General features: G+C 32.3%; 21 protein-coding genes and 3 tRNA genes. 14 read left to right on the top strand and 10 right to left on the bottom strand.

Translation table 11 applies throughout. From position 1 onward, the window contains the following. Nucleotides 1–51: 51 nt before the first annotated feature. The 3 genes from B4H69_RS08970 to B4H69_RS08960 all read left to right on the top strand — a co-directional run bounded on the left by B4H69_RS08970 (nt 52) and on the right by B4H69_RS08960 (nt 5,342). Nucleotides 52–2,850: a GH92 family glycosyl hydrolase gene (locus B4H69_RS08970; RefSeq protein WP_280045860.1), complete on the top strand. Its 2,799-nt coding sequence runs from the start codon at nt 52–54 to the stop codon at nt 2,848–2,850. An 82-nt stretch (nt 2,851–2,932) separates the two neighbouring features. After that, nucleotides 2,933–3,349 carry a Fur family transcriptional regulator gene (locus tag B4H69_RS08965; RefSeq protein WP_280045858.1) on the top strand — a complete coding sequence of 139 codons (417 nt, stop codon included), beginning with the start codon at nt 2,933–2,935 and terminating at the stop codon, nt 3,347–3,349. 58 nt (nt 3,350–3,407) lie between these two features. Beyond that, nucleotides 3,408–5,342 carry a heavy metal translocating P-type ATPase gene (locus B4H69_RS08960; protein ID WP_280045857.1) on the top strand — a complete coding sequence of 645 codons (1,935 nt, stop codon included), beginning with the start codon at nt 3,408–3,410 and terminating at the stop codon, nt 5,340–5,342. A gap of 28 nt (nt 5,343–5,370) precedes the next feature. Here the strand turns inward: B4H69_RS08960 and B4H69_RS08955 are convergent, their stop codons facing one another. Further along, entirely contained in the window at nt 5,371–6,126 is a 756-nt protein-coding gene (locus B4H69_RS08955; protein WP_114998358.1) for a tyrosine-protein phosphatase, read from the bottom strand. 177 nt (nt 6,127–6,303) lie between these two features. Between B4H69_RS08955 and B4H69_RS08950 the strand changes: the two genes are divergently transcribed. Continuing rightward, complete coding sequence (locus B4H69_RS08950) at nt 6,304–7,146, top strand: siderophore-interacting protein (RefSeq protein WP_038334795.1); 843 nt, start codon at nt 6,304–6,306, stop codon at nt 7,144–7,146. Between the two features lie 113 nt (nt 7,147–7,259). On the opposite strand, the gene B4H69_RS08945 is transcribed toward B4H69_RS08950, so the two are convergent. The 3 genes from B4H69_RS08945 to scpA form a co-directional block, all read right to left on the bottom strand. Then, nucleotides 7,260–10,010 (bottom strand): outer membrane beta-barrel protein, encoded by a 2,751-nt coding sequence (locus B4H69_RS08945; RefSeq protein ID WP_291093601.1) that lies wholly within the window; start codon nt 10,008–10,010, stop codon nt 7,260–7,262. 59 nt (nt 10,011–10,069) lie between these two features. Beyond that, nucleotides 10,070–10,579, bottom strand: coding sequence for a hypothetical protein (locus tag B4H69_RS08940; RefSeq protein ID WP_038334805.1), 510 nt, complete (start codon nt 10,577–10,579; stop codon nt 10,070–10,072). Between the two features lie 76 nt (nt 10,580–10,655). Beyond that, nucleotides 10,656–12,788: a methylmalonyl-CoA mutase gene (scpA, locus tag B4H69_RS08935; protein WP_038334809.1), complete on the bottom strand. Its 2,133-nt coding sequence runs from the start codon at nt 12,786–12,788 to the stop codon at nt 10,656–10,658. A 174-nt stretch (nt 12,789–12,962) separates the two neighbouring features. On the opposite strand from scpA, the gene B4H69_RS08930 reads away from it, so the two are divergent. After that, on the top strand, nt 12,963–14,006 hold the full coding sequence (locus B4H69_RS08930; RefSeq protein ID WP_291093596.1) for a hypothetical protein: 1,044 nt from the start codon (nt 12,963–12,965) through the stop codon (nt 14,004–14,006). 58 nt (nt 14,007–14,064) lie between these two features. Here the strand turns inward: B4H69_RS08930 and B4H69_RS08925 are convergent, their stop codons facing one another. Next, complete coding sequence (locus tag B4H69_RS08925; protein ID WP_291062346.1) at nt 14,065–14,334, bottom strand: hypothetical protein; 270 nt, start codon at nt 14,332–14,334, stop codon at nt 14,065–14,067. 222 nt (nt 14,335–14,556) lie between these two features. Between B4H69_RS08925 and era the strand changes: the two genes are divergently transcribed. From era to B4H69_RS08910, 3 genes are all read left to right on the top strand, one after another. After that, entirely contained in the window at nt 14,557–15,444 is an 888-nt protein-coding gene (gene era, locus B4H69_RS08920; RefSeq protein WP_291062348.1) for a GTPase Era, read from the top strand. Between the two features lie 110 nt (nt 15,445–15,554). Continuing rightward, nucleotides 15,555–16,343, top strand: coding sequence for a universal stress protein (locus tag B4H69_RS08915; RefSeq protein WP_038334827.1), 789 nt, complete (start codon nt 15,555–15,557; stop codon nt 16,341–16,343). An 84-nt stretch (nt 16,344–16,427) separates the two neighbouring features. Next, complete coding sequence (locus tag B4H69_RS08910; protein WP_291093593.1) at nt 16,428–17,672, top strand: DUF445 domain-containing protein; 1,245 nt, start codon at nt 16,428–16,430, stop codon at nt 17,670–17,672. A gap of 52 nt (nt 17,673–17,724) precedes the next feature. Here B4H69_RS08910 and B4H69_RS08905 read toward each other — a convergent pair whose 3' ends face one another. The 5 genes from B4H69_RS08905 to B4H69_RS08885 form a co-directional block, all read right to left on the bottom strand. After that, nucleotides 17,725–18,195 carry an ecotin family protein gene (locus B4H69_RS08905; RefSeq protein WP_180905666.1) on the bottom strand — a complete coding sequence of 157 codons (471 nt, stop codon included), beginning with the start codon at nt 18,193–18,195 and terminating at the stop codon, nt 17,725–17,727. A 130-nt stretch (nt 18,196–18,325) separates the two neighbouring features. Beyond that, nucleotides 18,326–18,399 (bottom strand) — tRNA-Asn (locus B4H69_RS08900). Between the two features lie 135 nt (nt 18,400–18,534). Then, entirely contained in the window at nt 18,535–19,209 is a 675-nt protein-coding gene (locus B4H69_RS08895) for a TIGR02117 family protein (RefSeq protein ID WP_180905667.1), read from the bottom strand. A 57-nt stretch (nt 19,210–19,266) separates the two neighbouring features. Then, a complete protein-coding gene (locus tag B4H69_RS08890) occupies nt 19,267–20,838 on the bottom strand; it encodes an Rne/Rng family ribonuclease (RefSeq protein WP_038334846.1) in 1,572 nt (523 codons plus the stop codon). A gap of 213 nt (nt 20,839–21,051) precedes the next feature. Next, the gene (locus B4H69_RS08885) at nt 21,052–21,348 is read right to left on the bottom strand and encodes an HU family DNA-binding protein (RefSeq protein ID WP_019975652.1); all 297 of its coding nucleotides are present in this window, start codon (nt 21,346–21,348) and stop codon (nt 21,052–21,054) included. 104 nt (nt 21,349–21,452) lie between these two features. Between B4H69_RS08885 and mutY the strand changes: the two genes are divergently transcribed. From mutY to B4H69_RS08855, 6 genes are all read left to right on the top strand, one after another. Then, the gene (mutY, locus tag B4H69_RS08880) at nt 21,453–22,472 is read left to right on the top strand and encodes an A/G-specific adenine glycosylase (protein ID WP_291093588.1); all 1,020 of its coding nucleotides are present in this window, start codon (nt 21,453–21,455) and stop codon (nt 22,470–22,472) included. A 38-nt stretch (nt 22,473–22,510) separates the two neighbouring features. Continuing rightward, a complete protein-coding gene (locus tag B4H69_RS08875; protein WP_038334855.1) occupies nt 22,511–22,963 on the top strand; it encodes a single-stranded DNA-binding protein in 453 nt (150 codons plus the stop codon). Nucleotides 22,964–22,978: 15 nt separating this feature from the next. After that, nucleotides 22,979–23,587 (top strand): gliding motility lipoprotein GldD, encoded by a 609-nt coding sequence (locus tag B4H69_RS08870; protein WP_244957998.1) that lies wholly within the window; start codon nt 22,979–22,981, stop codon nt 23,585–23,587. 75 nt (nt 23,588–23,662) lie between these two features. Further along, nucleotides 23,663–24,973, top strand: a complete 1,311-nt coding sequence (gene rseP, locus B4H69_RS08865) for an RIP metalloprotease RseP (RefSeq protein ID WP_280045411.1) — start codon at nt 23,663–23,665, stop codon at nt 24,971–24,973. Between the two features lie 65 nt (nt 24,974–25,038). Continuing rightward, nucleotides 25,039–25,112 (top strand) — tRNA-Asn (locus B4H69_RS08860). 58 nt (nt 25,113–25,170) lie between these two features. Further along, nucleotides 25,171–25,244 (top strand) — tRNA-Asn (locus tag B4H69_RS08855). The last annotated feature ends 1 nt before the right edge of the window (nt 25,245 follow it).

The raw sequence follows: 25,245 nt of genomic DNA, 5'->3' as shown, positions 1-25,245 counted from the left end.
ATTCATATAATTGTATAACAGTTTATCTGATACTCAAAACACTAAAAACTTATGAGAACAATTTTACTATCTGTTTTTTGGATAATGATTTCAAGTATTTCATTTGCTCAAAAAAATGATTATACACAATATGTAAATCCTTTTATTGGAACCGGCGGTCACGGGCATACTTTTCCTGGCGCGACTTTGCCTTATGGAATGGTTCAGCTTTCGCCAGATACGCGTGTTGATGGAAGTTGGGACGGTTGTAGTGGATATCATTATTCAGATGATTTTATTTATGGTTTTTCGCATACGCATCTTAACGGAACAGGAGTTTCTGATTATGGCGATATTATGTTGATGCCAACGCTTAATCAAAAAGGATTTAATCAAACGGATTATGGCTCAAAATTTTCGAATAAAAATGAAAAAGCAACAGCCGGATATTATCAAGTTTTATTAGATAAATACAATATCAATGTTCGATTAACTACGACAACTCGCGTTGGTTTGCATGAATATACTTTTAATAAAGCTGGTGATGCAAATATCATTTTAGATCTTAATCATCGTGATAAATTAGTAGACGGAGAAGTGAAAATTGTAGACGCTAAAACGCTTTATGTCTACAGAAATTCGGAAGAATGGGCGAAAAATCAAAAGATTTTTGCGAAAATAGAATTTAATGTTCCGTTGAAATTAACTTCTTCAAAAGACGGAAATATTACATCTAAAACATTCAAAGGAAATGAAATTGCCTTGGCTTTTGGGAAAAAAGTAAAGAAAGGTGAGAAGATTTTGGTAAAAGTTACCTTGTCTACAACTGGATATAATGGAACGGATGTTAATAGTAAAGAGTTAACAACATTTGATTTTACAAAAACGAAAGCTGCTGCTGAAAAAGCTTGGAACAAAGAATTATCTAAGATTGAAGTAAAATCTTCAGACAAAAATAAGCTAACAATTTTTTATACCGCGATGTATCACACGATGATGCAACCAAATATTTCGCAAGATCTGAATGGAAATTATCGTGGAATGGACGATCAAATTCATCTGGCAAATAATTTCGATTATTATTCGGTTTTTTCACTTTGGGATACTTTTCGTGCTGCGCATCCTTTGTATACGTTGATTGAGAATAGAAGAACGATCGATTTTATTAACACATTTATCAAGCATTACGAACAAGGCGGACGTTTGCCAGTTTGGGAATTAGCGAGCAATGAAACCGATTGTATGATTGGTTATCACTCGGTTTCTGTGATTGCAGATGCGATGGTAAAAGGTTTCAAAGGCTTTGAATATGAGAAAGCTTATGAAGCAGCAAAACATTCGGCAATGTTAGATCATTTGGGATTGAAAGCCTACAAACAGAATGGATTTATTTCGATTGATGATGAACACGAGTCAGTTTCAAAAACGTTAGAATATGCATACGATGATTGGTGTATTGCACAAATGGCATTGATTTTAAATAAACAAGACGATTATAATTACTTCATTGAGCGTTCTCAATATTGGAAAAATTTATTTAATCATGAGACAAAATTTATTCAGCCAAAGAAAAATGGAGGTTGGCTAAAGCCTTTTGATCCGCGTGAAGTTAATAACAATTACACAGAAGCAAATGGTTGGCAATACACATTTTTCGCTCCGCAAGATATCAATGGAATGATTGATATTTATGGAGGAAAAGATGGTTTTGAGGCAAAATTGGATGAATTATTTAATGCGCCATCAGAAACTACAGGTCGTGAACAAGTGGATGTTACGGGACTTATTGGGCAATATGCGCAAGGAAATGAGCCGAGTCATCACGTAGCTTTTTTGTACAATTACATTGATAAACCTGAAAAAACGAAAGAATTAGTCCATAAAATTTTGGACGAACATTATAAAAATTCGCCAGATGGATTAATTGGTAATGAAGATTGTGGGCAGATGAGTGCGTGGTATGTTTTGGCTTCGATGGGAATTTACAGTGTTACGCCAGGTTCTGGAATGTGGACGACTGTTGAGCCGTATTTTGATGAAATCACGATTAATTTAGAAGATGGAACGAAGCGTGTAATCACGAAAAATAATTATAAAGAAAATCAATTTTTAGGATTTGAATTCTTGAAAGATAGAGAGATTAAGACTATTTCTGAAAGTGAAAAAATTGTAACGGTTCCAGTTTTGGTTGCTGAAGATAGATCATTTCAAAATAAAATGAATGTCGAAGTAAAATCTTCTGAACCTAATGCAAAAATTTATGTTTCGGTGAATGGTAAAAAAGCTGAAATCTATAAAAAGCCAATTTTAATAAAAGAAACGACTACAATTTCTTCTTTCATAGAAATGAATGGAAAGAAAAGTAAAACGATTTCTGGAACGTTTACAAAGAAACCAAATGATTATACAATTCAGTTGAATTCTACGTATACACCACAATATCATGCAGGTGGACCACAAGGTTTATTGGATGGAATACTTGGAGATAGCAATTGGAAAAAAGGTGATTGGCAAGGCTATTATGACCAAGATTTTGTAGCAATTGTTGACATGAAAAAAACGAAATCCGTTTCTTCTGTTGTCATGAATTTCTTGCAAGATTCTCGTTCTTGGATTGTCTTACCGACAAAATTAGAAGTCTATATTTCTAAGGATAATCAGAATTTTAAATTGGTTGGAATGTTAGAAAAACAAGTTGATGCATTTGATAATAATGTGTTTTCTGATTCATGGAAAGTTCAGTTCAAAACAGAAAAAGCACGTTATATCAAAGTAAAAGCAACAAATTATGGTGCATTTCCAAAAGGTCATTTAGCAGAACCTTTTCAAGGGAAATCCTATATTTTCGTTGATGAAATAACAATCAAATAAGATAATATTCAAATTTATAAAAAGAGGTAAATCAATACGATTTGCCTCTTTTTTCGTAACTTTATATTCGAAATCGAAGAAAATGCAAACAGAAATTTTAAACAAAACATTACAAAATCGTTCTATCAATCCGACTGCGATGAGATTGTTGGTCTTGGATAAATTGATGAATGCAGAAGTTGCGCTGAGCTTGGCTGATTTAGAAATTGAAATGGATCAGGCAGATCGAGTAACAATTTATAGAACCTTAAAAACTTTCGAAGAAAATAAATTAATTCATTCAATCGAGGACGGAACGGGTTCTATAAAATATGCGCTTTGCGAGTCGAGTTGCAAATGTACGCCCGAGTTTACGCATGCTCATTTTCATTGCAACAATTGTAATCAAACGTTTTGTTTGCGAAATATTCATGTGCCAGAAATCAATCTACCCAAAAATTTCGAAGCCGAACAATCTTCATTTATCTTAAAAGGAATTTGCGATCAATGTAAGTCCTAAACTTTGCAACCAGATTGCAGCAATAACTTTATAATTTTGAAATATAAATTTTTGAATTATGTCTAAAGCTTGTTGTAGTACGTCAAATGACGAACATAAAGATACTCATGATCACAATCACGAAGGTCATGACCACGAACACAATAATAGTAAAATTTTATTAGGTGCCAGTTTAGCTATTTTCTTTGCTGGGATTTTTGTTCAATATGTTTTAAAACCGACTTGGTTTGTTGATAATCAGACTATTCGTTTGATATGGTTTGGCATTTCTTATATTATAGTAGCATTTCCTGTTTGGGGAGAAGCCTTTAAATTAGCTAAAAAGCTAGATTTTTTCAATGAATTTTCGTTGATGGGAATTGCAACTTTAGGTGCTTTCATTATTGGCGAATATCCAGAAGGTGTAGCGGTAATGTTGTTTTATACTATTGGCGAAATGTTTCAGGAAGCTGCGGTTAATAAGGCAAAAGGAAATATCAAAGCCTTGTTAGATGTTCGCCCAGATACAGCGCATGTTTTACGAAATGGTAATTTCGAAACAATAAAACCGCAAGATGTGGTAATTGGAGAAACAATTCAGGTAAAAGTTGGGGAAAAAGTTCCGTTAGATGGAATTATGATTTCAGATAAAGGAAGCTTTAATACTGCTGCTTTGACGGGAGAAAGTAAGCCTTCAACTTATAAAACTGGAGAAACTGTTTTGGCAGGAATGTTAAATCTTGAAAATGTAATCGAGATTCAAACTACTAAAAAATTTGAAGATAGTTCGATTGCAAAAATCTTACAAATGGTTCAAGATGCAGCTTCTCGCAAAGCACCAACTGAATTATTTATCCGAAAATTTGCAAAAATATATACACCAATTGTTTTCTTTTTAGCTGCTGCTTTGGTGATTATTCCTTACTTTTTTGTTGACAATTATGATTTTCATGATTGGTTGTATAGAGGTTTAGTTTTCTTGGTTGTTTCTTGTCCTTGTGCATTAGTAATTTCGGTTCCATTGGGTTATTTCGGAGGAATTGGGGCAGCTTCACGCAACGGAATTTTAGTAAAAGGTTCTAACTTTTTAGATTTAATGGCGAAAGTAAACACAGTTGTGATGGATAAAACAGGAACAATGACGGAAGGGGTTTTCGAAGTTCAAAAAATTGAAACTAATCTTCCTGAAAACGATTTTTTAAATCTTGTTTCGGCTTTAGAAAAACAATCTACGCATCCAATTGCGAAAGCGATTGTGGCAAGTCATCCATCAGAATTGAAAGCGATAGAAGTGGAAGAAATTTCTGGAAAAGGTTTGAAAGGAAAAGTTGATGGAAAAATAGTTTTAGCTGGAAATACTAAATTATTAGATCATTTCTCGATTCAGTATCCACAAGAAATTCATGATATTGTAGAAAGCATTGTGGTAGTCGCGGTTGATAATAAATATGCTGGATATATTACGATTGCCGATAAAATTAAGGAAGATGCGCAACAAGCAATTCAGAAAATGAAGGCTTTGGGTGTTTCGAAAACGATTATGTTGAGTGGTGATAAAAATACCATTACGCAGAAAGTTGCGAAAGAAGTTGGTGTTGATGAAGCTTTTGGTGGATTGTTACCAGAAGGAAAAGTAGAGAAAGTTGAAGCATTGAAAAAAGATCAAAATCAAGTGGTGGCTTTTGTTGGAGATGGAATCAATGATGCACCTGTTTTAGCTCTTTCTGATGTTGGAATTGCGATGGGTGGACTTGGTAGTGATGCTGCGATAGAAACTGCAGATGTTGTAATCCAAACCGATCAACCTTCTAAAATAGCAACGGCGATAAAAATTGGTCGTGAAACAAAAAAGATTGTGATACAGAATATCATTTTAGCAATGGGCGTTAAAATAATCGTGCTTTTCCTTGGTGCAGAAGGAATCGCCAATATGTGGGAAGCTGTTTTTGCTGATGTTGGGGTTGCTTTATTAGCAATTTTGAATGCGGTACGAATTCAACGAATGAAATTTTAGATAAAAAATAAAGCGATCAATTGATCGCTTATTTTTTTATGTATAAATCTTTCATCAAATCTAAATCAACCTTTAAAATATCAGTTAAATAATTTTCGACTGAACCAAAATTCTTATTAATCGCTTCATAAGAACTTTCTAAATATTCAGGTAAAACATCAATTAGATATTTATAATTTGGATCGATTTTTAAGATGTGAGCATATTTTTGTTCCAAAAAGATATTAGAAGCCAAATAATCATCCATAATTGTATCTAAATCGACTTTCAAAGCAGATAAAATCATTGCTGTTGCAAATCCAGTTCGATCTTTTCCAGCTGTACAATGAAATAAAATTGGCGTTCTATTTTTGTGTTGAATAATATCAAAAAAGCTTTTGTATTGCGTTTGACACGTCTTATCTAAAACAAAATCCTCGTAAATTTTGCACATAAATTCTTTCGGATTTGAAATTCCAGCTTTGAATTGTTTCACTAAATTTTCGAAATGTCCAGAAGAAATATCCAAATGAACTTCGTGATTACAACTATTTGGAATGTGATCTTGATTTTTTAAACGTTCGTAAGTCGTGCGTAAATCAATAATTGTTCGAATTGGAAAATCGTTTAAAATCTCCAAGTCATCATCTGTCAAATTTGCTAAATCATCAGATCGAATTAACAATCCTTTTCTAATGACTTCATTTTTTGTGTTAATTATTCCACCTAAATCTCTGCAATTAAATCCGCCTTCAAGTGGAAGAGTTCTTTGTTCGAGCGAGATTTCGCAAAAAGTATTTTCCATTTTCTGTTCGTTTTTTAGGTTATTTTTTGATATGTAAAAGTTAAGGCTAATTATTTAGTTATCATATTAAAATGATATTAAAAAAAGTATAACTTTTTACTTTAACATTTTATTATTTTTATTCAATCTAAATTTATTTTATATTCGCATAGAATTAGAATAAATCTAAATAATCTGATGGGAGATAAAGTGAAAATTGCGAAGGAGAAGTTCATCTTAAAAAAGAAAGAATTTGTGACACCACATCTTATTCGCGTTCATTTGGAGAATGATGATGTTTCTTTTTTTAAGGATACAACGTTGGGCGGAACATGTAAATTACTTTTTCCACCGCTTGGAATCCGTGATATTCACTACGCTGAGTATGATGAAGAAAATCAAAAATGGATTTCGCCATCAGAAAAATTTAAACCAGTTTCTCGTACCTATACGTTGCGTGATATTGATGCAAAAAACAATGTGATTGTGATTGATATTGCAAATCATGGATTGAACGGTCCAGGATCGCGTTGGGCAAATGAGGCGAAAGTTGGAGATATGATTGGGGTTTCGATGAAGTCGAAAAAGAAAGACTTGGCTCCAAAAACAGATTTCATTTTCTTAGCTGCAGATTTAACAGGTTTGCCTGTAATTTCGGCAATTATAGAGTCTCTTCCTGCTAAAACAAACGGAATTGTTTGTGTGGAAGTGCCAACAGAAGATGATATTCACCAAATTGAAACAAAAGCAAATTTAGAATTTAAATGGATTGTGAATCAAAATGTAGGAAGTGGAACAGCTTTATATAGTTTGACGAAAAATCAGCAATTTCCGAAACGCAAAGATGGAAAACGTTTTGCTTATGTTGCGGGAGAATCTAAATCTGTAAAGGAAATAAAATCATTTTTTAAAGATGATTTAGAATGGAAAAAAGACGAATTTTATTGTACATCGCATTGGAAAGCTGGAAAAGCAGAGAGAAATGCATTAGAAAATTGTCACGATAAAATAGAACAAGAATTGTTGGTAAGAGTTTTCTAAAAACAAGAGGGATATTTAATCAAAAGCTTCATCAGAAATGGTGAAGCTTTTTTTGATTATATAAGAATTGAAAAAACGGCTCAATTTTGAGCCGTTTTTTTGTTGTTATTTTACTATTGCATTTCCATTCTTCGCATTCCACCACCTTCTCTTGGTCGGTTTCCGTTTCCATTTTTTGTTGATTTTCCACCAAACTGATTTAAGTTGAATGTTAACGAGAACATTACAAAACGAGTCAGAATATTATTGCGTTGATCGATTGTTGATTCTGCTGTAATTGTACGCGTATAACTGTTATTTTGATTCAATAAATCGTAAACTTTAACACCAGCCTCCAATTTATCATCGAAGAAACGATACATCAAACTTGTATTCCACAAAAAGAAATCACGCTTGAAACCTGCTGCCATTCTCGAGTTATAATTGTAACTGAAATCATTTGTCCAAGTCAAATTTTTAGGAAAAGTAGAAATCGTTTTAATTCCGAAATTGTGCGTAATATTATTTTGATTATCAATAGAATAGTTTACATATCTCGAATTTGTAAAGTTCAAACGATAAGAAGGTGAAATCGTTAAATAATCACCATAATCCCAATTTAATCTCAATGTAGGCGATAGAGTTGTATTGTATTGCTCATATTTCACCGCATCTCTAAAACCTTGCGTTAAAGCATAACTTGCCGACATTCCTATATTTACTCTAAATTTATTGATCCCTTTCTGGTATTGCTTATTAAAGAAAAAGTTACCATTCAGACGATAATTCCCTTTTACATTTTCATACGTTGTAGTTCGTTTATAAATCGAATAATCCATTTCTGTATAATTCACAATATTCGATTCATTGTACGTATAACCTAAGTTAGCGTTAAACCCTTGACGTGTTTTACGATCAAAATTGCTAAACATCAAATTGATTTGATGCGCTTTATTTGGATCAAGATCCGGGTTACCTTTGAAAACATCTAACGGATCAGTTTCATCTAAAATCGGTAAAACTTGTGATGTCGAAGCCAAACTTGTCTGATAATTATACATTAAAGAAAGCGAGTTGTTTCCGCTTTGATAACGAATATTTCCCGAAATATCTGGCAAAGTTTTGTTTTGAGTTGAGCTGTAATCATCTGCTTTAAACGTTCCAAAATTTTGTTGATTATAGATATTTGCACCAAAACGTACAGTTGCCGAAATTTTATTTTTGTTCAGTAATAATTGAGCATATGGATTAAATTCATTCAATTGAGTTGAATAAAAACGCGTCAAATCATTGTTCAAATTATCATATTCTCCCGTTACATCATTATAATTCCATGTTCTATTATTGGTTTCAGAATCAGTTAAATTATAAGCAGAACCAACAGCAATTTTCAAAGAATCTGTAATTGGATACGTATATTTTATATCAAAATTGTATTGATTATTCTTCGAAATATTTTTTTCATTGATGTTTCGATAAATATCCGCTATCGAATCATTTGTATATAAAGTTGTTGAATTGATGAACGAATTTCGATCTGTTTTACCAATCGAAATACTTGAATTAAAGTCTAAATAAGATTTATTTTTGAATTTCTGATTAAGTGATAATAATGTATTAAATGTATTCGAATTTGATTTTCCATTCGAAGTTTGATTCATTTGATTTCTCAAATCACCCAAATCAGAATATGTTTTACTATCCGAAATCGATGAATTTGTAGATGATGAATTACTAAACGATGGATAAAAATAAACTTTTGTGTTGTTTTTCGTCCATTCTAAATTTGTTCCAAAATTATGTCCATACGATTCGCTTTTTGTTTTAGAATTTGCATCAGAAGTATAAATATTTTTAGGCGCAAAATTTTCGATATGTTTGTATTGATCATTTTTTGAAAACGAATGATTTAAACGGTAATCAGCTCCAATTTTCAAATTATCATTTAATTGATCGCTATAATTCAATCCAATCGATGTATTTGTTATTACTCCATCAGAACCTCTTCGTCCCATTCCGCCACGACCACGCGAACCTTCACCGCTTGTCATTCCAGAAGCCGCAATATCCGTCGAAGAACCAATCAAACTAATTTTCTTTTTACCTTTAAAATAGTTCGCCATCAAATTGCCTTCGTAATGATTATTCGTTCCATAACCCGCGGTGGCTTTGAGCATATAACCTTTCTTTTTATCTTCTTTCAAGGTAATATTTATAGAAGATTTATCTGATTTAGAACGTTCTCCAGAGAATTTTTCATTCTTTGTTTTATAATCCGAAACCTGAATTTTTTTGATAATATCTGCAGGTAAATTTTCTAACGCAACTTTTCCATCTGTTCCAAAAAATGGTTCACCATCAATTAAAATCTCATTAACATCTTTTCCATTTACCGTAATATTTCCGCTATCATCCATTTCAAAACCTGGTAATTCTCTCAATAAAGCTTCCAAATTTGCATTCGGTTTTACTTTGTAAGAATCAGCATTATATTCGATTGTATCTTGTTTTACAACCATAGGTTCCACATTTGTCACCACAACTTCATCCAAATCATAAATCATCGGATTAATGATAATTGTTCCAAGATCAATATTGTTTTTGATCGATTCGAAACTTTGTTTGAAAACGCCTTCTAAAGGTTCATCAATAATTAAATAAACAGGTTTATCTTGTAGATTAATTTCAATTTTGAACGTACCATCATCATTTGTAGATGTAGTAGAAATTTGTGTAGAATCGGCTTTATTGCCTAAAATAACTTCAGAATCAGTTAAAGGAAAATTAAGTACATCCGTTACTTTTCCAGTGACGGTAATCTTTTCTTGTCCAAAAGAAAAAATCGTAATCAAACTAAAAAGAAATGATAGAATATATTTTGTCATGAGATGAATTGGTTACTTCATCTGTTAGACATCAAATTTTGGGCAAAGTTTAATTTTGATTAAAGTTTTTTCCAACTTTTATCCGAAATTTTATTTAGATCAATTTCAGAAGTTGTTATAAAAAGTGGTGTAATCTCTACAATTCGCTTTACTTGAGTTGTTTTTAGGTTAGATTCTGGACAAAATGTTTCGATTAAAACAATTTTTTCTGAATCAGAAGAATTGGATTTATAAAGCGTTTTTTGAATTTTTTTATCAATTTTCCAATTTGTACAACTTCCAATACTATAATATTCGAAGGTTAAAAGTGGAAGAAATCCGAAGATAATTCCAAAGATAAATTTCATCACATTCATAAAACTCCATCCGTCTTTCTTTTTGATCGAAAGTAGAAAAAGCACATAAATACTAACTGCCGCAGCAAAAGTTAAAAGCTTTGGAAATAGTTTTGCAAAGTCATGATTCGCGAATTCTAAACTGATAAAATCTCCAATCAGAAAGTATCCAATAAACCATATAATAAAAATTGTACAGATGATTAAGATAATATTTCGAAGAGTTTTATTCATTTCGCTTTAAGGTTTGTGTGGTATAAATATAAAAATATTCCTGTCAATAGACAGGAATACTCATACTAAAATAGATTTATTTATAAGATTTCAATAAATTCTCTAAAATTTCGCAGGCACATTCAGCTAAGTTTGTACCTGGGCCAAAGATTGCATCTGCACCATTTTGATAAAGATAATCATAATCTTGACGCGGAATAACACCTCCGACTACGATATAAACATCATCTCTACCTAATTCTTTCAATTGCTTTACAACTTCCGGAACCAATGTTTTGTGACCTGCAGCCAAAGAAGAAATTCCTAAAATATGAACATCATTCTCTACAGCTTGCTTTGCAACTTCTGCTGGCGTTTGGAACAATGGGGAAATATCCACATCAAATCCCATATCCGCAAAAGAGGTTGCAACGACTTTTGCACCACGATCGTGACCGTCTTGTCCCATTTTTGCTACCATAATACGAGGGCGACGTCCGTCTTCTTCTGCAAACTCGTCAGCTAAATTACGAGCTTCCTCAAATTTATTCATTTTACCTGCTTCCATAGCATAAACTCCTTGAATTCCTCTTGTAATTGCTTTATGACGTCCAAAAACAGCTTCTAATGCATCAGAAATTTCACCTAACGTAACACGACGACGAGCCGCTTCGATAGATAATTCTAATAAATTTCCTTCGCCTGTTTCAGCAGCTTTTGTTAATTGTACTAAAATATCTTGTACAGCTTCGCTATTACGCTCCGCTTTAATTTGATTTAATCGATCAATTTGTTTTTGACGAACTGCTGTGTTGTCAACTTCTAAAATTTCGAATTCTTGTTGTTCTAATTTCGAGCGATAAGCATTAACACCTACAATTGCAACTTCACCAGAATCAATTTTGGCTTGTTTTTTTGCAGCAGCTTCTTCAATACGCATTTTTGGAATTCCAGCTTCTATGGCTTGCGTCATTCCACCTAATTCACGAACTTCTTGAATATATTCCCACGCTTGATTTGCCATTTCATTTGTCAAAGATTCAATCATAAAACTTCCTCCAAAAGGATCAGCTGTTCTACAAATTTGAGTTTCTTCTTGTAAAATGATTTGTGTATTACGTGCAATACGAGCCGAGAAATCTGTTGGTAAAGCAATTGCTTCGTCCAATGCATTGGTATGTAAAGATTGTGTTCCGCCTAATGCAGCAGCCAACGCTTCGATTGCAGTACGACCAATATTGTTATAAGGTTCTTGCTCTGTTAAACTCCAACCAGAAGTCTGACAGTGCGTTCTCAACATTAATGATTTTTTATTTTGAGGTTCAAATTCTTGCATCAATTTTGCCCATAACATACGAGCAGCTCTCATTTTTGCAATTTCTTGAGGGAAATTCATTCCAATCGCCCAGAAAAATGATAAACGAGGAGCGAAGTCATCAACTTTCAATCCTGCTTCCAAACCAGTTTTTACATATTCGTAACCATCTGCAAGCGTATAAGCCATTTCCAAAACAGGCGTAGCTCCAGCTTCTTGCATGTGATAACCTGAAATAGAAATTGAATTGAAACGAGGAATTTTTTGAGAAGTATATTCGAAAATATCTGCAATAATTTTCATCGAAGGAGTTGGTGGATAAATGTATGTATTACGAACCATAAACTCTTTCAAAATATCATTCTGAATGGTACCAGAAAGTTGTTCCTGTGAAACACCTTGTTCTTCTGCAGCTACAATGTAGAACGCTAAAATAGGAAGAACAGCTCCGTTCATTGTCATTGAAACCGAAATTTTATCCAATGGAATTTCATTGAACAAAATCTTCATATCTTCTACAGAATCTATTGCAACGCCAGCTTTACCTACATCTCCAACAACACGTTCATGATCTGAGTCATAACCGCGGTGAGTAGCCAAATCAAAAGCAACTGAAAGACCTTTCTGACCTGCAGCTAAATTTCTTTTGTAAAAAGCATTTGATTCTTCGGCAGTAGAAAAACCTGCATATTGGCGAATTGTCCAAGGTTGACGAACATACATAGTCGTATAAGGACCGCGTAAATATGGGGCAACTCCGGGTAGAAAGTTAATCTGTTTCAGATCTTTTACATCATCGTAATTGTAATCACTTTTGACTTGTAAACTATCTAATTCAAATGACTCTATATGTGATGGATTAGAATTTAGATTTCGTTTAAATCTTAAATTCGAAAAATCTGTTTTGTGATTCATCTTGCTAAGATAAATAATTATCCATTAGATTTTATAAAATCACCAATTTTTGAAACTGCTTTTTTCAACTTTTTGTCAACAAAAGTTGAAAAAACATTTTAATCGAGTTTTTTGGTAAAATTATTGATTGAATTTGATTATCAATAAATTAAAACCGCACAAAAAATAATTATTATGAAGCTAGATTTTAGTAACAAAAAGATTCCAGAGATTTTGAGTGAATTTCAGGATAAAAATACCTTTCAATGGCAAAATGATATTTTTGATTTGATGAAAAAGATCGATTCAAAAGAAGAAAAAGTTAATTTCCATTATTCGAGAGAAGATAATGTTTATATATCAAATTTTGATCCTCAATTTGTGAATGATACATTTCATTCGTTAAATAATTTTTTAGGATTGAAAAAAGGTGATTCTACACTTTTAAGTTCATCGGTTTTAGAAAATGAAGGAGAAATTTCATTGGTTCAAGCCATAGAAGGAGGTTTTGATTTGTATTGTCATGAAAATTCGGATAAAGTGAAGATTCCATTAACAGACGAAAGTCAAGACGAGATAGGATACGCATTAAATTATGCTTATTTGACAAAGAAACAGATTGAAAACTCTTTTGAAGATTTAGCAAGAATCGAAAAAATTGCTGTCGAAAGTGATGATTTGTCAGATGATTTGAAAAGTAAATTGAATGATCAAACGAAAACAACTTTTTATCAAGTTTTTACCGCGAATGGGTTTCCGATTGCAGTAAAGAAAATAGATGAAACAGATTATACAGTTTTAGATAAAATAGAACTTTCGGAAGATGAAAAAGGTAATTTAGTCTTGAATTCGCCTTACGAAAAAGAATCACTAAATTTAAATAGACAGGCTGTTGTTTCGGATGATCAGAAAAAGTTTAGATGGATTTTTGGAAATGAGTGTAAGTTGAATGGGAAAGATGTGGTGAATTTAGAATTGATCGAAGAGAAATTAAAACCATATATCGATTATAATTTTATTGTGATTGCTTTTCCGAAAAAAGGATCTACAGAAGATGTAATTTCTTTGGTAATAGAAAGTCGATTTGCAGAACATGTTGATATTCCAAAAAGTGAATTAGAATCTTATGAAGTTCCGCAACAAACATTTTTTATCGGAGATTTCCCAAAAAGTAATGATAAAGCAGCTATTAGAGCAGAATTAATTAGATTGTTGAAAGAATCTAACGAAAATAATTAATTCAAAAAGGGATACGACATCGTCGTATCCCTTTTTGAATTTAAGCAATAAACAATTTTTAGTATTGAATATCAATTAAAGATTTTAACGGAATCAAAACTCCATTCTTAATTTGTAAAAAATTATCCGTAACAGACCAAACAGTCGTCTCAATTTTCTTAGGACCTTGATCTGTTTGAAATGTAATATATGCTTTCGATTTGAATTCGTTTCCTAATCTTACTGCACCATTCAATTTGTTTGCCTCTACTGTTACTTCGTCTTTTGGCGCGTCTAAAAATTTATAGTTTCTTACTTCTTCTTTTTCGATAAGTTCTGCTTTCATCATTTTTTTAAATTTTGGTTAATTTAATCTTCCATAACACATGTATGAAATTAATCATATTTTTCAATAAACCATAACTTTCGTCATATTTTTTTGAACTTAATTAGAATTATTCAAAATACAGACCAAAATCAATTTTATGAAATTAAAATTTCATTAGAATATTAATCTTTTCTTCAACATATTAATCTGAAATAATATTATAGAAATCACTAAATTTGCAGAATGTCAGACGAAAAGAAATTTAAATCCGGTTTTGTAAACATCATAGGAAATCCAAATGTTGGAAAATCTACTTTGATGAATATGTTGATGAAAGAGCGTTTGGTTATCGCAACACATAAAGCGCAAACGACTCGTCATCGTATCAAAGGTATTTTGACAGGAGAAGATTATCAGATTGTATTTTCGGATACTCCTGGTGTTTTGGATCCTGCTTATGAACTGCAAACAAAAATGATGGATGCAGTAAATGAATCGTTGGTGGATGCCGATGTGATTCTTTATGTTGTAGAAATTGGAGAAAAACGATTGAAAAATGAACAAGTTTTCGAACGTCTGCAAAAAACATCTACACCAATTATTTTATTGTTGAATAAAATTGATACAGCTACGCCAGATCGATTGAATGAAGCGGTAGAATATTGGCACGAATTATTACCAAAAGCAGAGATTTTACCTATTTCGGCTAAAGAAAACGTTAATGTAGATTTGTTGATTAATAAGATCAAAGAAATTATTCCAGAAGGACCACAATATTATCCAGAAGATCAATTAACAGACCGTTCGGAGCGTTTTATTGTAAACGAAGTAATTCGCGAAAAGATTTTATTAAACTATCAAAAAGAGATTCCTTATTCTGTTGAGGTAGTAACAGAACGCTTCAAAGAAGATTTGAATTTAATTTCTATCGAAGCTGAAATTTTTGTAGAACGCGATTCTCAGAAAGGAATTATTATTGGACATAAAGGAGAGTCTTTATCGAAAGTAGGAAAAGAAGCAAGAGAAGAATTAGAAAAATTCTTTGATAAAAAAGTATTCTTGAAACTTTTCGTGAAAGTGCGAAAAGATTGGAGAAGCAAAGAGAATGATTTGCGTCGTTTTGGTTATTAAAAACGATTAAAAAATAGATAAGTCTTGAGAAATCAAGACTTTTTTTGTGGCTTTACCTAAATTTTAGTTGTAAATTTATAGAACAAAATCTATTCTAGAATTTAATTATTATGGCTAAAATATTATTTCCAACCGATTTTTCGGAAACAGCGAACAATGCTTTTTTGTATGCGTTAAACCTTGCAAAAGTTCTTAAAACAGATATTAAGTTAGTTTCGGTACAATCAAATCTTAAAAATTATCTTGAAGTTACAGAAGAAAACTTCGAAAATTATATCAATAAACTTAAAAATATTGCAAAAGAAAATAACCTTGAACATGTAAAAATAGAGAGTTCTTTGGTTGTTGGCGATTTGTTGTTGATGATTTTGGATATTATCAACAAAGATGATATACAATATGTGGTGATGGGAACGAATGGACAAAATAGTTTAGGCAAAAAGTTTTTTGGCTCTAATACTGTAAATGTCATTAATAATTCGCCTGCGCCTGTGTTGGTTGTTCCAAATAATGTGAAATTTAAAGAAGAAAGAAATTTTGCTTATGCTACATTGTTTAATCAAAAAGAGACAAAAGCTTTGGCGCAAATGGAAGAAGTGACAAAACGTTACGATAAATTGTTGAACATTGTACATGTTGATGACAAATCGATTACTCCGCAAATGTTAAGCGTAAAAAAAGAATGGGAAGAAGAATATCCTGAAGCGATGATTACAATTGAACCGAGTAAAGATGTAGAAGGTGGTTTAATCAATTATTGTATGAAAAACAATATCGATGTATTAGGCGTTGTTCACCGTGAATTATCATCTTTTGAAAGATTATTTACAATTAATCATAGCCAACGATTATTGTCGAGTGCAAATGTAGCGTTATTGGTTTTTCAGGAAAGTAAATAAATTAAAAACATAAAACTTAGAGCGGAGAATTCTCCGCTTTTTTGATTGGCTAAATTTTTGCAACAAATTTCTCAAAACACTTTTATGACGGAACTTCAGAAAATACAAAACCTCAAAAAACATAAAGCAATTGCAACAGGATTATTCATTTTGATGGCTTTTATTTACTTTTTGATGGTTTATCTAAGTCAACATTCACCTGCGAAATGGATTGGATATGTGGAAGCATTTGCCGAAGCAGCAATGGTTGGTGCACTTGCCGATTGGTTTGCGGTTACGGCTTTGTTCAAATATCCGCTTGGACTTAAAATTCCGCATACAAATTTGATCGAAAATAGTAAAAATTCGATTGGAGATAATTTGGGACAGTTTGTAACTGAGAATTTTTTGACACCATCTACAATTCGTCCATATATCGAGAAATTAGAAGTTGTAAAATACGCAGCAGATTGGTTGAATAAACCTACGAATCAAGAAATGTTGCAAGAAGAATTGATTAATTTCTCCAAGAAAATTGTCAAAGATTTAGATGATAAAGATGTCGTTGATTTTATAACCTTGAAAGGTGATGAAATTTTGAAACAATTTGATTTACCTGAATTAGTATCATCAAGTTTAGAGTATATTTTAGAAAAGGAAAAACACGACGAAATTTTAGAAGCAATCATTCCAAAAGCGAAAGAGTATATTTTAGAAAGTGATTTGATTATTAAAGATAAATTAAATGAAAAACATCCTGTCATTTCATTTTTTGCTGGTAAAAAAATATCGAAAGGAGTAGTGGAAGGCGTGGTTAGTTTTTTGGATGAGGTTGAAGCGGACAAAGAGCATCCAATTCGTCATAATATCGAACGAATTATCCGAGAAAATATTCAGAATATAAAAGAATCTCCCGATTGGAAATTTAGGTTAGAATCGCTTCGAGATGATTTTATCACAAAAGAACGATTGAATGATTATGCTTTGGATTTGTGGTTGGCGATTAAACAAAATTTGACTGAAAGTTTTGATGATGATAATTCTGCAATGCAAGTTTACATTAAAAAAAATATAATAAAATTGACCGAGAATTTGAACGATAACCAAGAAATGATTGATAAGATTAATGGTTGGGTGCGTCATTTTATTTACCGTATGATTTTACGAAATGTCAAAGAAGTAGAAAGTTTGATTAGTAATACCGTTGATAAATGGGAAGGAAAAGAGTTGAGCGAAAAGCTAGAATTGGAAGTTGGGAAAGACTTGCAATTTATTCGGATTAACGGAACGTTGGTTGGAGGACTTGTTGGTTTAGTTATTTACACGATTACGCAATTGGTATTTCATTAAAATATAAAAGCTCGAGAATCTCTCGAGCTTTTTCAATTAACAACTATAAATATTACTTAACTAAATTAAGTTTTTCATCTGCTTTCCAAATTCTATATTCTAAAGTATAGCCTTTTGGTACGTAAACTACGATTGGTAATTTGCTATTGTAACGCGTTTGAATAGATTGTGCGTGTACAATTTTTTCGACAGATTTATTGTCAAAACATCCCATTAAAGTTCCTCCAACGTTACCGTTTGATTCGAAATTGAAATAATCATAACCCCAACCATCAACAGTTTTTTGTTCGAAGGCTCCTGCTAAGAAAAAATGATTACAAGAATCAACCAATGTTTTTTTACCTGCGAAAATTTCTACACTATAATTATCTTCGTTAGGTAAAGTTTTCAACGTGATAATTTTTTGTTCATATCCATCTTTTGCTTTTGGATACATTGAATAATCTATTTTCATATTTTTTTGCGCGAATGTTACCATAACCATTAATAATGCTAAAACGCTAAATACTTTTCTAAGTTTCATACTAATTTGATTTTATTTTATTTTATTTGTTTTCTATTAGTAAGATGCAAAAGTTAGGTGAATGGTTGTGTGAGGGAATGTTAAATTTTTGTGAAATAAAAAAAGACAATCAAATTGATTGTCTTTTTTGCTCCTCCTCTTGGGCTCGAACCAAGGACCCTCTGATTAACAGTCAGATGCTCTAACCAACTGAGCTAAGGAGGAGTATCGTTATCGATATTGTGTTGCAAATATAGAGCAAATTTTATTACTTCCAAATCTTAAAAGTATTTTTTTTCGTTCTACAAGTCGCATTAATAGGCAACTCTTTGAAAATGAATCAGAAATAATTCAAAAAAATTATTCATAATGACGAAAAATTCCTTGTTGTGTTGCCGTCCACAATGGTGCTTCTTTATTTGCTGCTTTTAGCGCGCTTGCTGCCCACGTATTACACGTAAAAAATAAGCTATAACTTCCTTTTGCTTCGTAAAACGAATCACTATCTCCATAAACAGCATCCGTTTTTATTAATTCGACTTTGTTATTTTTATCTAAATCAAATGATTGCTTGATGTAAACAATTAATTTTTGATATTCCTCTAAGCTCATGTTTACTTTTTTACAATCTTCTCCCAACGTCATTTTATCATAAAAAGTAGTATGCATCGCCGAATCTCCCAACCAAAATGCAGCGTTGAAAGCAGTAGAAAATTTCAAATCTTTCCATTCTGGTGTATCCAAATAGAAACCTTTATCACCCCAACCAAAGGCAATATATTTGTATTCTTTTTTCGATTTCGTATCCGAAAAAGGCACAAAAGTCGACCAATCAATCGCTTCAGATTTTACTGGAACCACAATATCTGTATGTACGCCATTTGTCAAAATATAAGCTGTAATTTGATCATTAGGCTTTTCTTTTTGCTTATTTACTGGAATTAATGGCAGCAAAACTACTGCAAGTAAATACACCACAATTAGTAAAACTAAAGCTCCTAAAGTTTTGAGTAGAATTCGGAAGATTTTTTTCATAGTATTTTGTTGTGTAACGAATATAAAACAAAAAACCTCGCAATTGCGAGGCTTTTCTTAATTTGATTCGTTGTAAAGTGTATTATGATCTTTGTCCAAGAAATTAAATTGTAAGTATTTGTACGCATCTCTTGGTACAATCTTAATCCACTTTTTATGCTTAAAAAACCATTTCATCTGAATGCTTGGCAATCCATGTTGTAAATAAGCAGCTACGAAAGGATGCACGTGCAACGACATTTTTCGTAAATCCTTATCTTTTCTATCAAGGATATTCAAGAGCACTTGTTCAATTTTATCAATTGTAACGATAGGTGCTTCAACTTCATTCGATTCTTGGTTAGGATTTTCTTCAGTTGTCACGAAATTCACTTCTGGGCGAACACGTTGTCTTGTAATCTGAATCAATCCAAATTTACTTGGTGGCAAAATCTTATGTTTTGCTTTATCTTTCGCCATTTCAGCTCTCAGATGTTCGAACAATTCTTTCTTATGTTCTACATCCGTCATGTCAATAAAATCGACCACAACAATTCCTCCCATATCACGTAATCGCAACTGACGTGCAATTTCAGAAGCAGCAATTTTGTTTACGGCAAAAGCTGAATCTTCTTGATTTTTAGAATTACGAGAAATATTTCCTGAATTCACATCAATTACATGTAACGCTTCTGTATGTTCAATCACAAGATATGCACCTTTAGATTGTGGAATAGTTACCGTTTTACCAAAAGCTTGTTTAATTTGTCTTTCGACATTAAACTTCTCAAAAATTGGAACAAATGGATCGTCGTATTCTTTTACCAAATTAATTTTATCTGGTGCAATAACTTCCAAATATTCGCGCATCTCGTCAGCTAATTCGTCATCATCAACAGAAATTTTAATAAAATCATCATTAAAATTATCTCTCAAAATAGAAGAAGCTCTGTCCATTTCGCTGAGAATTTTAGCTGGCGCTTTCTTTTTTTGAAGATTTTTGAAGATTTGAGTCCATTTGTTTAACAAATATGCCAAATCTGCTTGCAATTCTTCTGCGTTCTTCTCTTCGGCAACTGTTCTGATAATAACTCCGAAGCCTTCTGGTGTTAAACCTTCTAAAATTTTGATTAAACGATCGCGTTCTGGTTTTTGTTTGATTTTTTGCGAAATCGAAACACGTTCCGAAAATGGAACTAAAACTAAATATCGACCAGCAATTGAAATTTCAGAAGTAATTCTTGGTCCTTTCGTATGGATTGGTTCTTTTGTAATTTGAACCAAAACGGAATCACCTGGAGCAAAGATTTCTGTAATTTGTCCATCTTTGTCAATCGGCTCTTCCATACGGAAGTTCTTCAATTTTTCGGTTTTGTACGTGCCATTTGCTACAATTTTGTTGTAAGCATTTGACGAGCGTATTTGTGGACCTAAGTCATGGTAATGTAAAAATGCATCTTTCGAATAACCAATGTCAACAAAGGTTGCATTTAAACTGGGAGCTAATTTTTTGATTTTACCCAAGTAAATGTCGCCAACTGCAAAGCCATCATTTGCAGTATCTTGATGAAATTCCATCAAGCGACCTTCATCTAAAACTGCGATGCGTACTTGATCAGCTAAGGCTGAAATCACTAATTCTTTACTCATCAAAAAATTATGTTTTTAAAAATGATAAAAGCACTTTCCAAAATTTCCATTGAAAAGTGCTATCTTGTAAAAAGACTAAATTATTAATAGCTTAGCTACTAATTATTTTTTCTTTTTGTGTCTGTTAAGACGACGACGTTTTTTGCGTTTGTGCGTCGCTACCTTATGTCTTTTACGTTTTTTTCCGCTTGGCATGATACAATTATTTTATTGTTATTTGATTACGTTTGCTTCGCTAGTCTTTACATCTTCGATGAAAGTCTTCGCTGGTTTAAATGTAGGAACGTTGTGTGCTGGGATAATGATAGAAGTACCTTTTGTAATGTTTCTACCTGTTTTTTCAGCTCTAGTTTTAATAGTAAAAGAACCAAATCCTCTTAAGTATACATTTTCTCCTTCTACTAATGATTTAATCACCTCCTCCATAAACGATTCTACCACTCTTTGAGTATCGCTCTTTTCAAGTCCTAATTTACCTGAAATGTTATTTACTATTTCTGCCTTTGTCATAATTCCTCTTATTATTCTTAAATTTGAAAGCGGGTGCAAATATAACGATAGTATCCCAACAAAAAAAGATTTTTTCAGTTTTTATGAACTTCAACTATCTGATTTTGTCATATTTTGACAAAAATAAACGAGATTTACCTTGGCGTCATACAAAAGACCCATTTCACATTTGGTTGTCGGAAATTATTCTCCAACAAACAAGGGTTGACCAAGGTATGAAATTTTACAATAATTTCATACAAGAATTTGAGACTATTTTCGATTTGGCAAATGCCGACGAACAAAAAGTCCTAAAATTCTGGCAAGGACTGGGTTATTATTCCCGTGCCAGAAATTTGCACTTCACGGCAAAGACGATTGCTGATGAATTAAATGGACAATTTCCGAATAATTTCAAAGATTTAAAAAAGCTAAAAGGCGTAGGAGATTACACTGCTGCTGCAATTGCATCTATTGTATATGATGAATCTGTGCCTGCTGTAGACGGAAATATGTTTCGAGTTTTTGCGCGATATTTTAATATTACAGATGATATAAGTTCGCCAAAAACAAAGAAGATTTTCTGGGATTTGGGCTTAGAAATCATTGATAAAAAACGTCCAGGTGATTTTAATCAGGCGGTGATGGATTTGGGTGCAACGATTTGTACACCAAAACAACCAAAATGTGAAATTTGTCCACTTAATGAGTCTTGTGAAGCGCTTCGATTAAATAAAGTAAACGAATTGCCTATCAAATTGAAAAAGACAAAAGTATCAAATCGTTTTTTACATTTTATTTTCATCGAAAATGAAGATAAAATTGCGTTGTCTAAACGAATTGGAAATGATGTTTGGAAAAATTTATTCACTTTTCCAAAAATCGAAACTGAAACTGATTTGTTGGATAAAGGTTGGATTTTAGATAAAAATCTTGAAAATAATTTAACTTTTATCGAAGAAGAGAAACACATTTTGTCACATCAAAATTTATTTATAAAATATTGGAAATTAAATGTATCTTTAAAAGATATAACAAATTTGCAAGCCGAAAATGATTTTGAAATGATTGCTTTAAACGATCTCGAACATTATCCGCTTCCAAAACCAATAGAAAAATTTATAAATAAACATTATTTGGATTAACTTTGTAAGTAACAAGCCACTAAAAACCTATTACAACTATGAATGGAACAACGAATAAAGTACTTTTGATCGGAAATTTGGGCGATGATGTAAAATTGCATCATTTTGACGAACAAAATTGTATTGGACGATTTCCTATTGCAACGACAGAATCATATATCTCTAGAACGGGAGAGCGAATTACAGAAACAGAATGGCACAATATTGTGACACGCAATAAATTGGCAGAATTATGTGATCGTTATCTAAAAAAAGGAGATAAAGTTTTTGTTGAAGGACGTATCAAAACGCGCAAATGGGACGATAACGGACAAACGCGTTATACAACAGAAATCGTAGCAAATTCAATCGAGTTTTTGACACCCAAAATTGACAATGAACAACGTCAAGCCATGCAAAATGATCAGAACAAAGTTCAGCAAAGTCAACAAAACACAACAGTTGTCGAGCCGCCTTTTATAGATGAAGGAGAAGACGATTTACCTTTTTAGAAATTAAAAAATTAAATGAATTTTACAAAACTTAACGTTTTACGTTATACAATGAATTTTAAAACTATAATAGCATTATGTAGTAGTGCTATTTTTTTTGTGTCGTGCAATAAAAACGAGGAAGTTGCCAAACCTTTAGGGCAAGTTCGTCTCGAATATCCGCAACAAACTTATCTATCATTCAAAGAAAATGTGCCTTATACTTTTCAGTATTCAAACTTTGGGAAGGTGATTGCAGGGAAAAAACCAAACTCTTTCAATATTGTTTATCCACGAATGAAAGCAACAATTTACCTGACGTATTTTCCAGTTCAGTCACCACAAGATTTAATCGTTCAAATAAAAGAAAGTGAAAGTTTTGTACAAGAACAGACGGTTAAAGCCAGTTTTATCTCGCCACAAGAATTTTCTTTTCCAGAAAAAAAGGTTTTTGGTACTATGTATGAATTAGGAGGAGAATCAGCGATTAATATTCAATTTCATGCGACGGATAGTGTAAAGAATTTTTTAGCAGGTTCGGTTTATTTCAAAACTCAACCAAAACCTGATTCTTTAGCTCCAGCAGTTGATTATATCAAAAAGGATGTAAAAAAATTGTTAGAAACCTTAGAATGGAAAAAATAAACAGCTTTGATAAATAAATTCTATTAATTTTGTAATCGTTTAATAAAATTAGAACATAAATAAATTTAAAACAATATGTTAATACAGATAGCTACCTTAATGCTTAGTTTGATGCTTTTAGTAATGTTGCACGAGCTAGGACATTATGTTACAGCGCGATGGTTTGGCGTTCGTGTCGAACGTTTCTTTTGTTTTTTCGATGTGAAATTTGCCATTTGGAAAAAGAAAATTGGAGATACTGTTTATGGTATCGGTTGGTTGCCTCTTGGAGGATACGTAAAACTTTCGGGAATGATTGACGAAAGCATGGATTTGGAACAAATGAAACAAGAGCCAAAACCATGGGAATTCCGTGTGAAACCAGCTTGGCAACGATTAATCATTATGTTAGGTGGTATTATTGTGAATATCATTTTAGCGATGATTATTTATACTATTTTATTCATTTCTCAAGGAAAAAGCTTTGTTGATGTAAACAAAATGCAATATGGAATCGAAGCGAATGCAACGCAAACTAAATTTGGCCTGCAAAAAGGTGATATTCCTGTAGGCGTAAATGGTGTTAAATATCAAGCATTAAACGAAATAGGAAAAGAAGCTTTATTAGGTGGTGAAACTTTAGATGTAAAACGTCAAGGAAAAGAAGTTTCTTTACCAATTACAGAAGATTTCAGAACTGAAATTTTAAACGCTAAAGGCGCTTTCTTTATTCCTCAAATGCCAACTGTTGTAGATTCGGTTGTTGAGAATAGTGCAGCACAAAAAGCAGGTTTATTAAAAGATGATAAAGTAATTGCTATTGATGGTTTCACAACACCTCTATTTTCAGATTTAACAAATAAATTAAAAGAATACAAAGGGAAAACTGTTTCTTTGAGTGTTGAAAGAAAAGGTGAGCCTGTAGAGTTGATGGTTAATGTAGGTAAAGATGGAAGCATTGGATTCCTAAGATCAACAGCGTATTTAGATTCATTGATTTCTAAGGAAGATTATACAATTGGTGAAGGAATCGCAAAAGGAATTGTAGAGCCATTTGAAGCGATTGCAACGCAAGTTCGTGGAATTGGAACATTATTCCAAGTAAAAGACGGTCGTAAGCAAGTTGCTGGGCCAATTGGAATGGTAAAACAAATGCCAAAAGAATGGAACTGGTTATTTTTCTGGTCATTTACGGCTATGATTTCTGCTTGGTTAGCATTCATTAACTTATTACCAATCCCAGGTTTGGATGGTGGACATGCTGTTTTTGCTATCTATGAAATGGTGACAGGTAAAAAACCAAGTGAAAAAGTTTTAGAAAAAGCACAAATGGTTGGAGTTGTAATTATCTTAGGATTAATGGTATTCATATTTGGGAACGATATTGTGAATATGATTTTTAAATAAATTTTAAAATATTTTTTGTGGGTGTAAAAAATACTTCTATATTTGCACCCACAATTAAGCAACATTCCTCCTTAGCTCAGTTGGTTAGAGCATCTGACTGTTAATCAGAGGGTCCTTGGTTCGAGCCCAAGAGGAGGAGCTTTTTTAGTGAAACGTCAAACAAAGACTTAAAAATAAAATTTTAAAATATCGGATTTTCCTCCTTAGCTCAGTTGGTTAGAGCATCTGACTGTTAATCAGAGGGTCCTTGGTTCGAGCCCAAGAGGAGGAGC

Origin of the sequence: Empedobacter sp. UBA6745, from assembly GCF_002453775.1 — a bacterium.
Lineage (GTDB): Bacteria > Bacteroidota > Bacteroidia > Flavobacteriales > Weeksellaceae > Empedobacter > Empedobacter falsenii_C.
Note: the sequence above shows the minus strand (reverse complement) of the source record. Positions and strands in the feature narration are given on the sequence as shown.

Bases quoted from the DNA above. Each gene is read 5' to 3' on its own strand.
- B4H69_RS08885 (WP_019975652.1), bottom strand. From the start codon at position 21,348: ATGACAAAGGCAGAAATAGTAAATAACATTTCAGGTAAATTAGGACTT.
- rseP (WP_280045411.1), top strand. From the start codon at position 23,663: ATGTTAATACAGATAGCTACCTTAATGCTTAGTTTGATGCTTTTAGTA.
- B4H69_RS08925 (WP_291062346.1), bottom strand. From the start codon at position 14,334: ATGATGAAAGCAGAACTTATCGAAAAAGAAGAAGTAAGAAACTATAAA.
- B4H69_RS08945 (WP_291093601.1), bottom strand. From the start codon at position 10,010: ATGACAAAATATATTCTATCATTTCTTTTTAGTTTGATTACGATTTTT.
- B4H69_RS08965 (WP_280045858.1), top strand. From the start codon at position 2,933: ATGCAAACAGAAATTTTAAACAAAACATTACAAAATCGTTCTATCAAT.
- B4H69_RS08870 (WP_244957998.1), top strand. From the start codon at position 22,979: ATGAATTTTACAAAACTTAACGTTTTACGTTATACAATGAATTTTAAA.
- B4H69_RS08890 (WP_038334846.1), bottom strand. From the start codon at position 20,838: ATGAGTAAAGAATTAGTGATTTCAGCCTTAGCTGATCAAGTACGCATC.
- B4H69_RS08970 (WP_280045860.1), top strand. From the start codon at position 52: ATGAGAACAATTTTACTATCTGTTTTTTGGATAATGATTTCAAGTATT.
- B4H69_RS08950 (WP_038334795.1), top strand. From the start codon at position 6,304: ATGGGAGATAAAGTGAAAATTGCGAAGGAGAAGTTCATCTTAAAAAAG.
- B4H69_RS08915 (WP_038334827.1), top strand. From the start codon at position 15,555: ATGGCTAAAATATTATTTCCAACCGATTTTTCGGAAACAGCGAACAAT.
- B4H69_RS08955 (WP_114998358.1), bottom strand. From the start codon at position 6,126: ATGGAAAATACTTTTTGCGAAATCTCGCTCGAACAAAGAACTCTTCCA.
- era (WP_291062348.1), top strand. From the start codon at position 14,557: ATGTCAGACGAAAAGAAATTTAAATCCGGTTTTGTAAACATCATAGGA.
- B4H69_RS08940 (WP_038334805.1), bottom strand. From the start codon at position 10,579: ATGAATAAAACTCTTCGAAATATTATCTTAATCATCTGTACAATTTTT.
- B4H69_RS08905 (WP_180905666.1), bottom strand. From the start codon at position 18,195: ATGAAACTTAGAAAAGTATTTAGCGTTTTAGCATTATTAATGGTTATG.
- scpA (WP_038334809.1), bottom strand. From the start codon at position 12,788: ATGAATCACAAAACAGATTTTTCGAATTTAAGATTTAAACGAAATCTA.
- B4H69_RS08875 (WP_038334855.1), top strand. From the start codon at position 22,511: ATGAATGGAACAACGAATAAAGTACTTTTGATCGGAAATTTGGGCGAT.
- B4H69_RS08895 (WP_180905667.1), bottom strand. From the start codon at position 19,209: ATGAAAAAAATCTTCCGAATTCTACTCAAAACTTTAGGAGCTTTAGTT.
- B4H69_RS08930 (WP_291093596.1), top strand. From the start codon at position 12,963: ATGAAGCTAGATTTTAGTAACAAAAAGATTCCAGAGATTTTGAGTGAA.
- B4H69_RS08960 (WP_280045857.1), top strand. From the start codon at position 3,408: ATGTCTAAAGCTTGTTGTAGTACGTCAAATGACGAACATAAAGATACT.
- B4H69_RS08910 (WP_291093593.1), top strand. From the start codon at position 16,428: ATGACGGAACTTCAGAAAATACAAAACCTCAAAAAACATAAAGCAATT.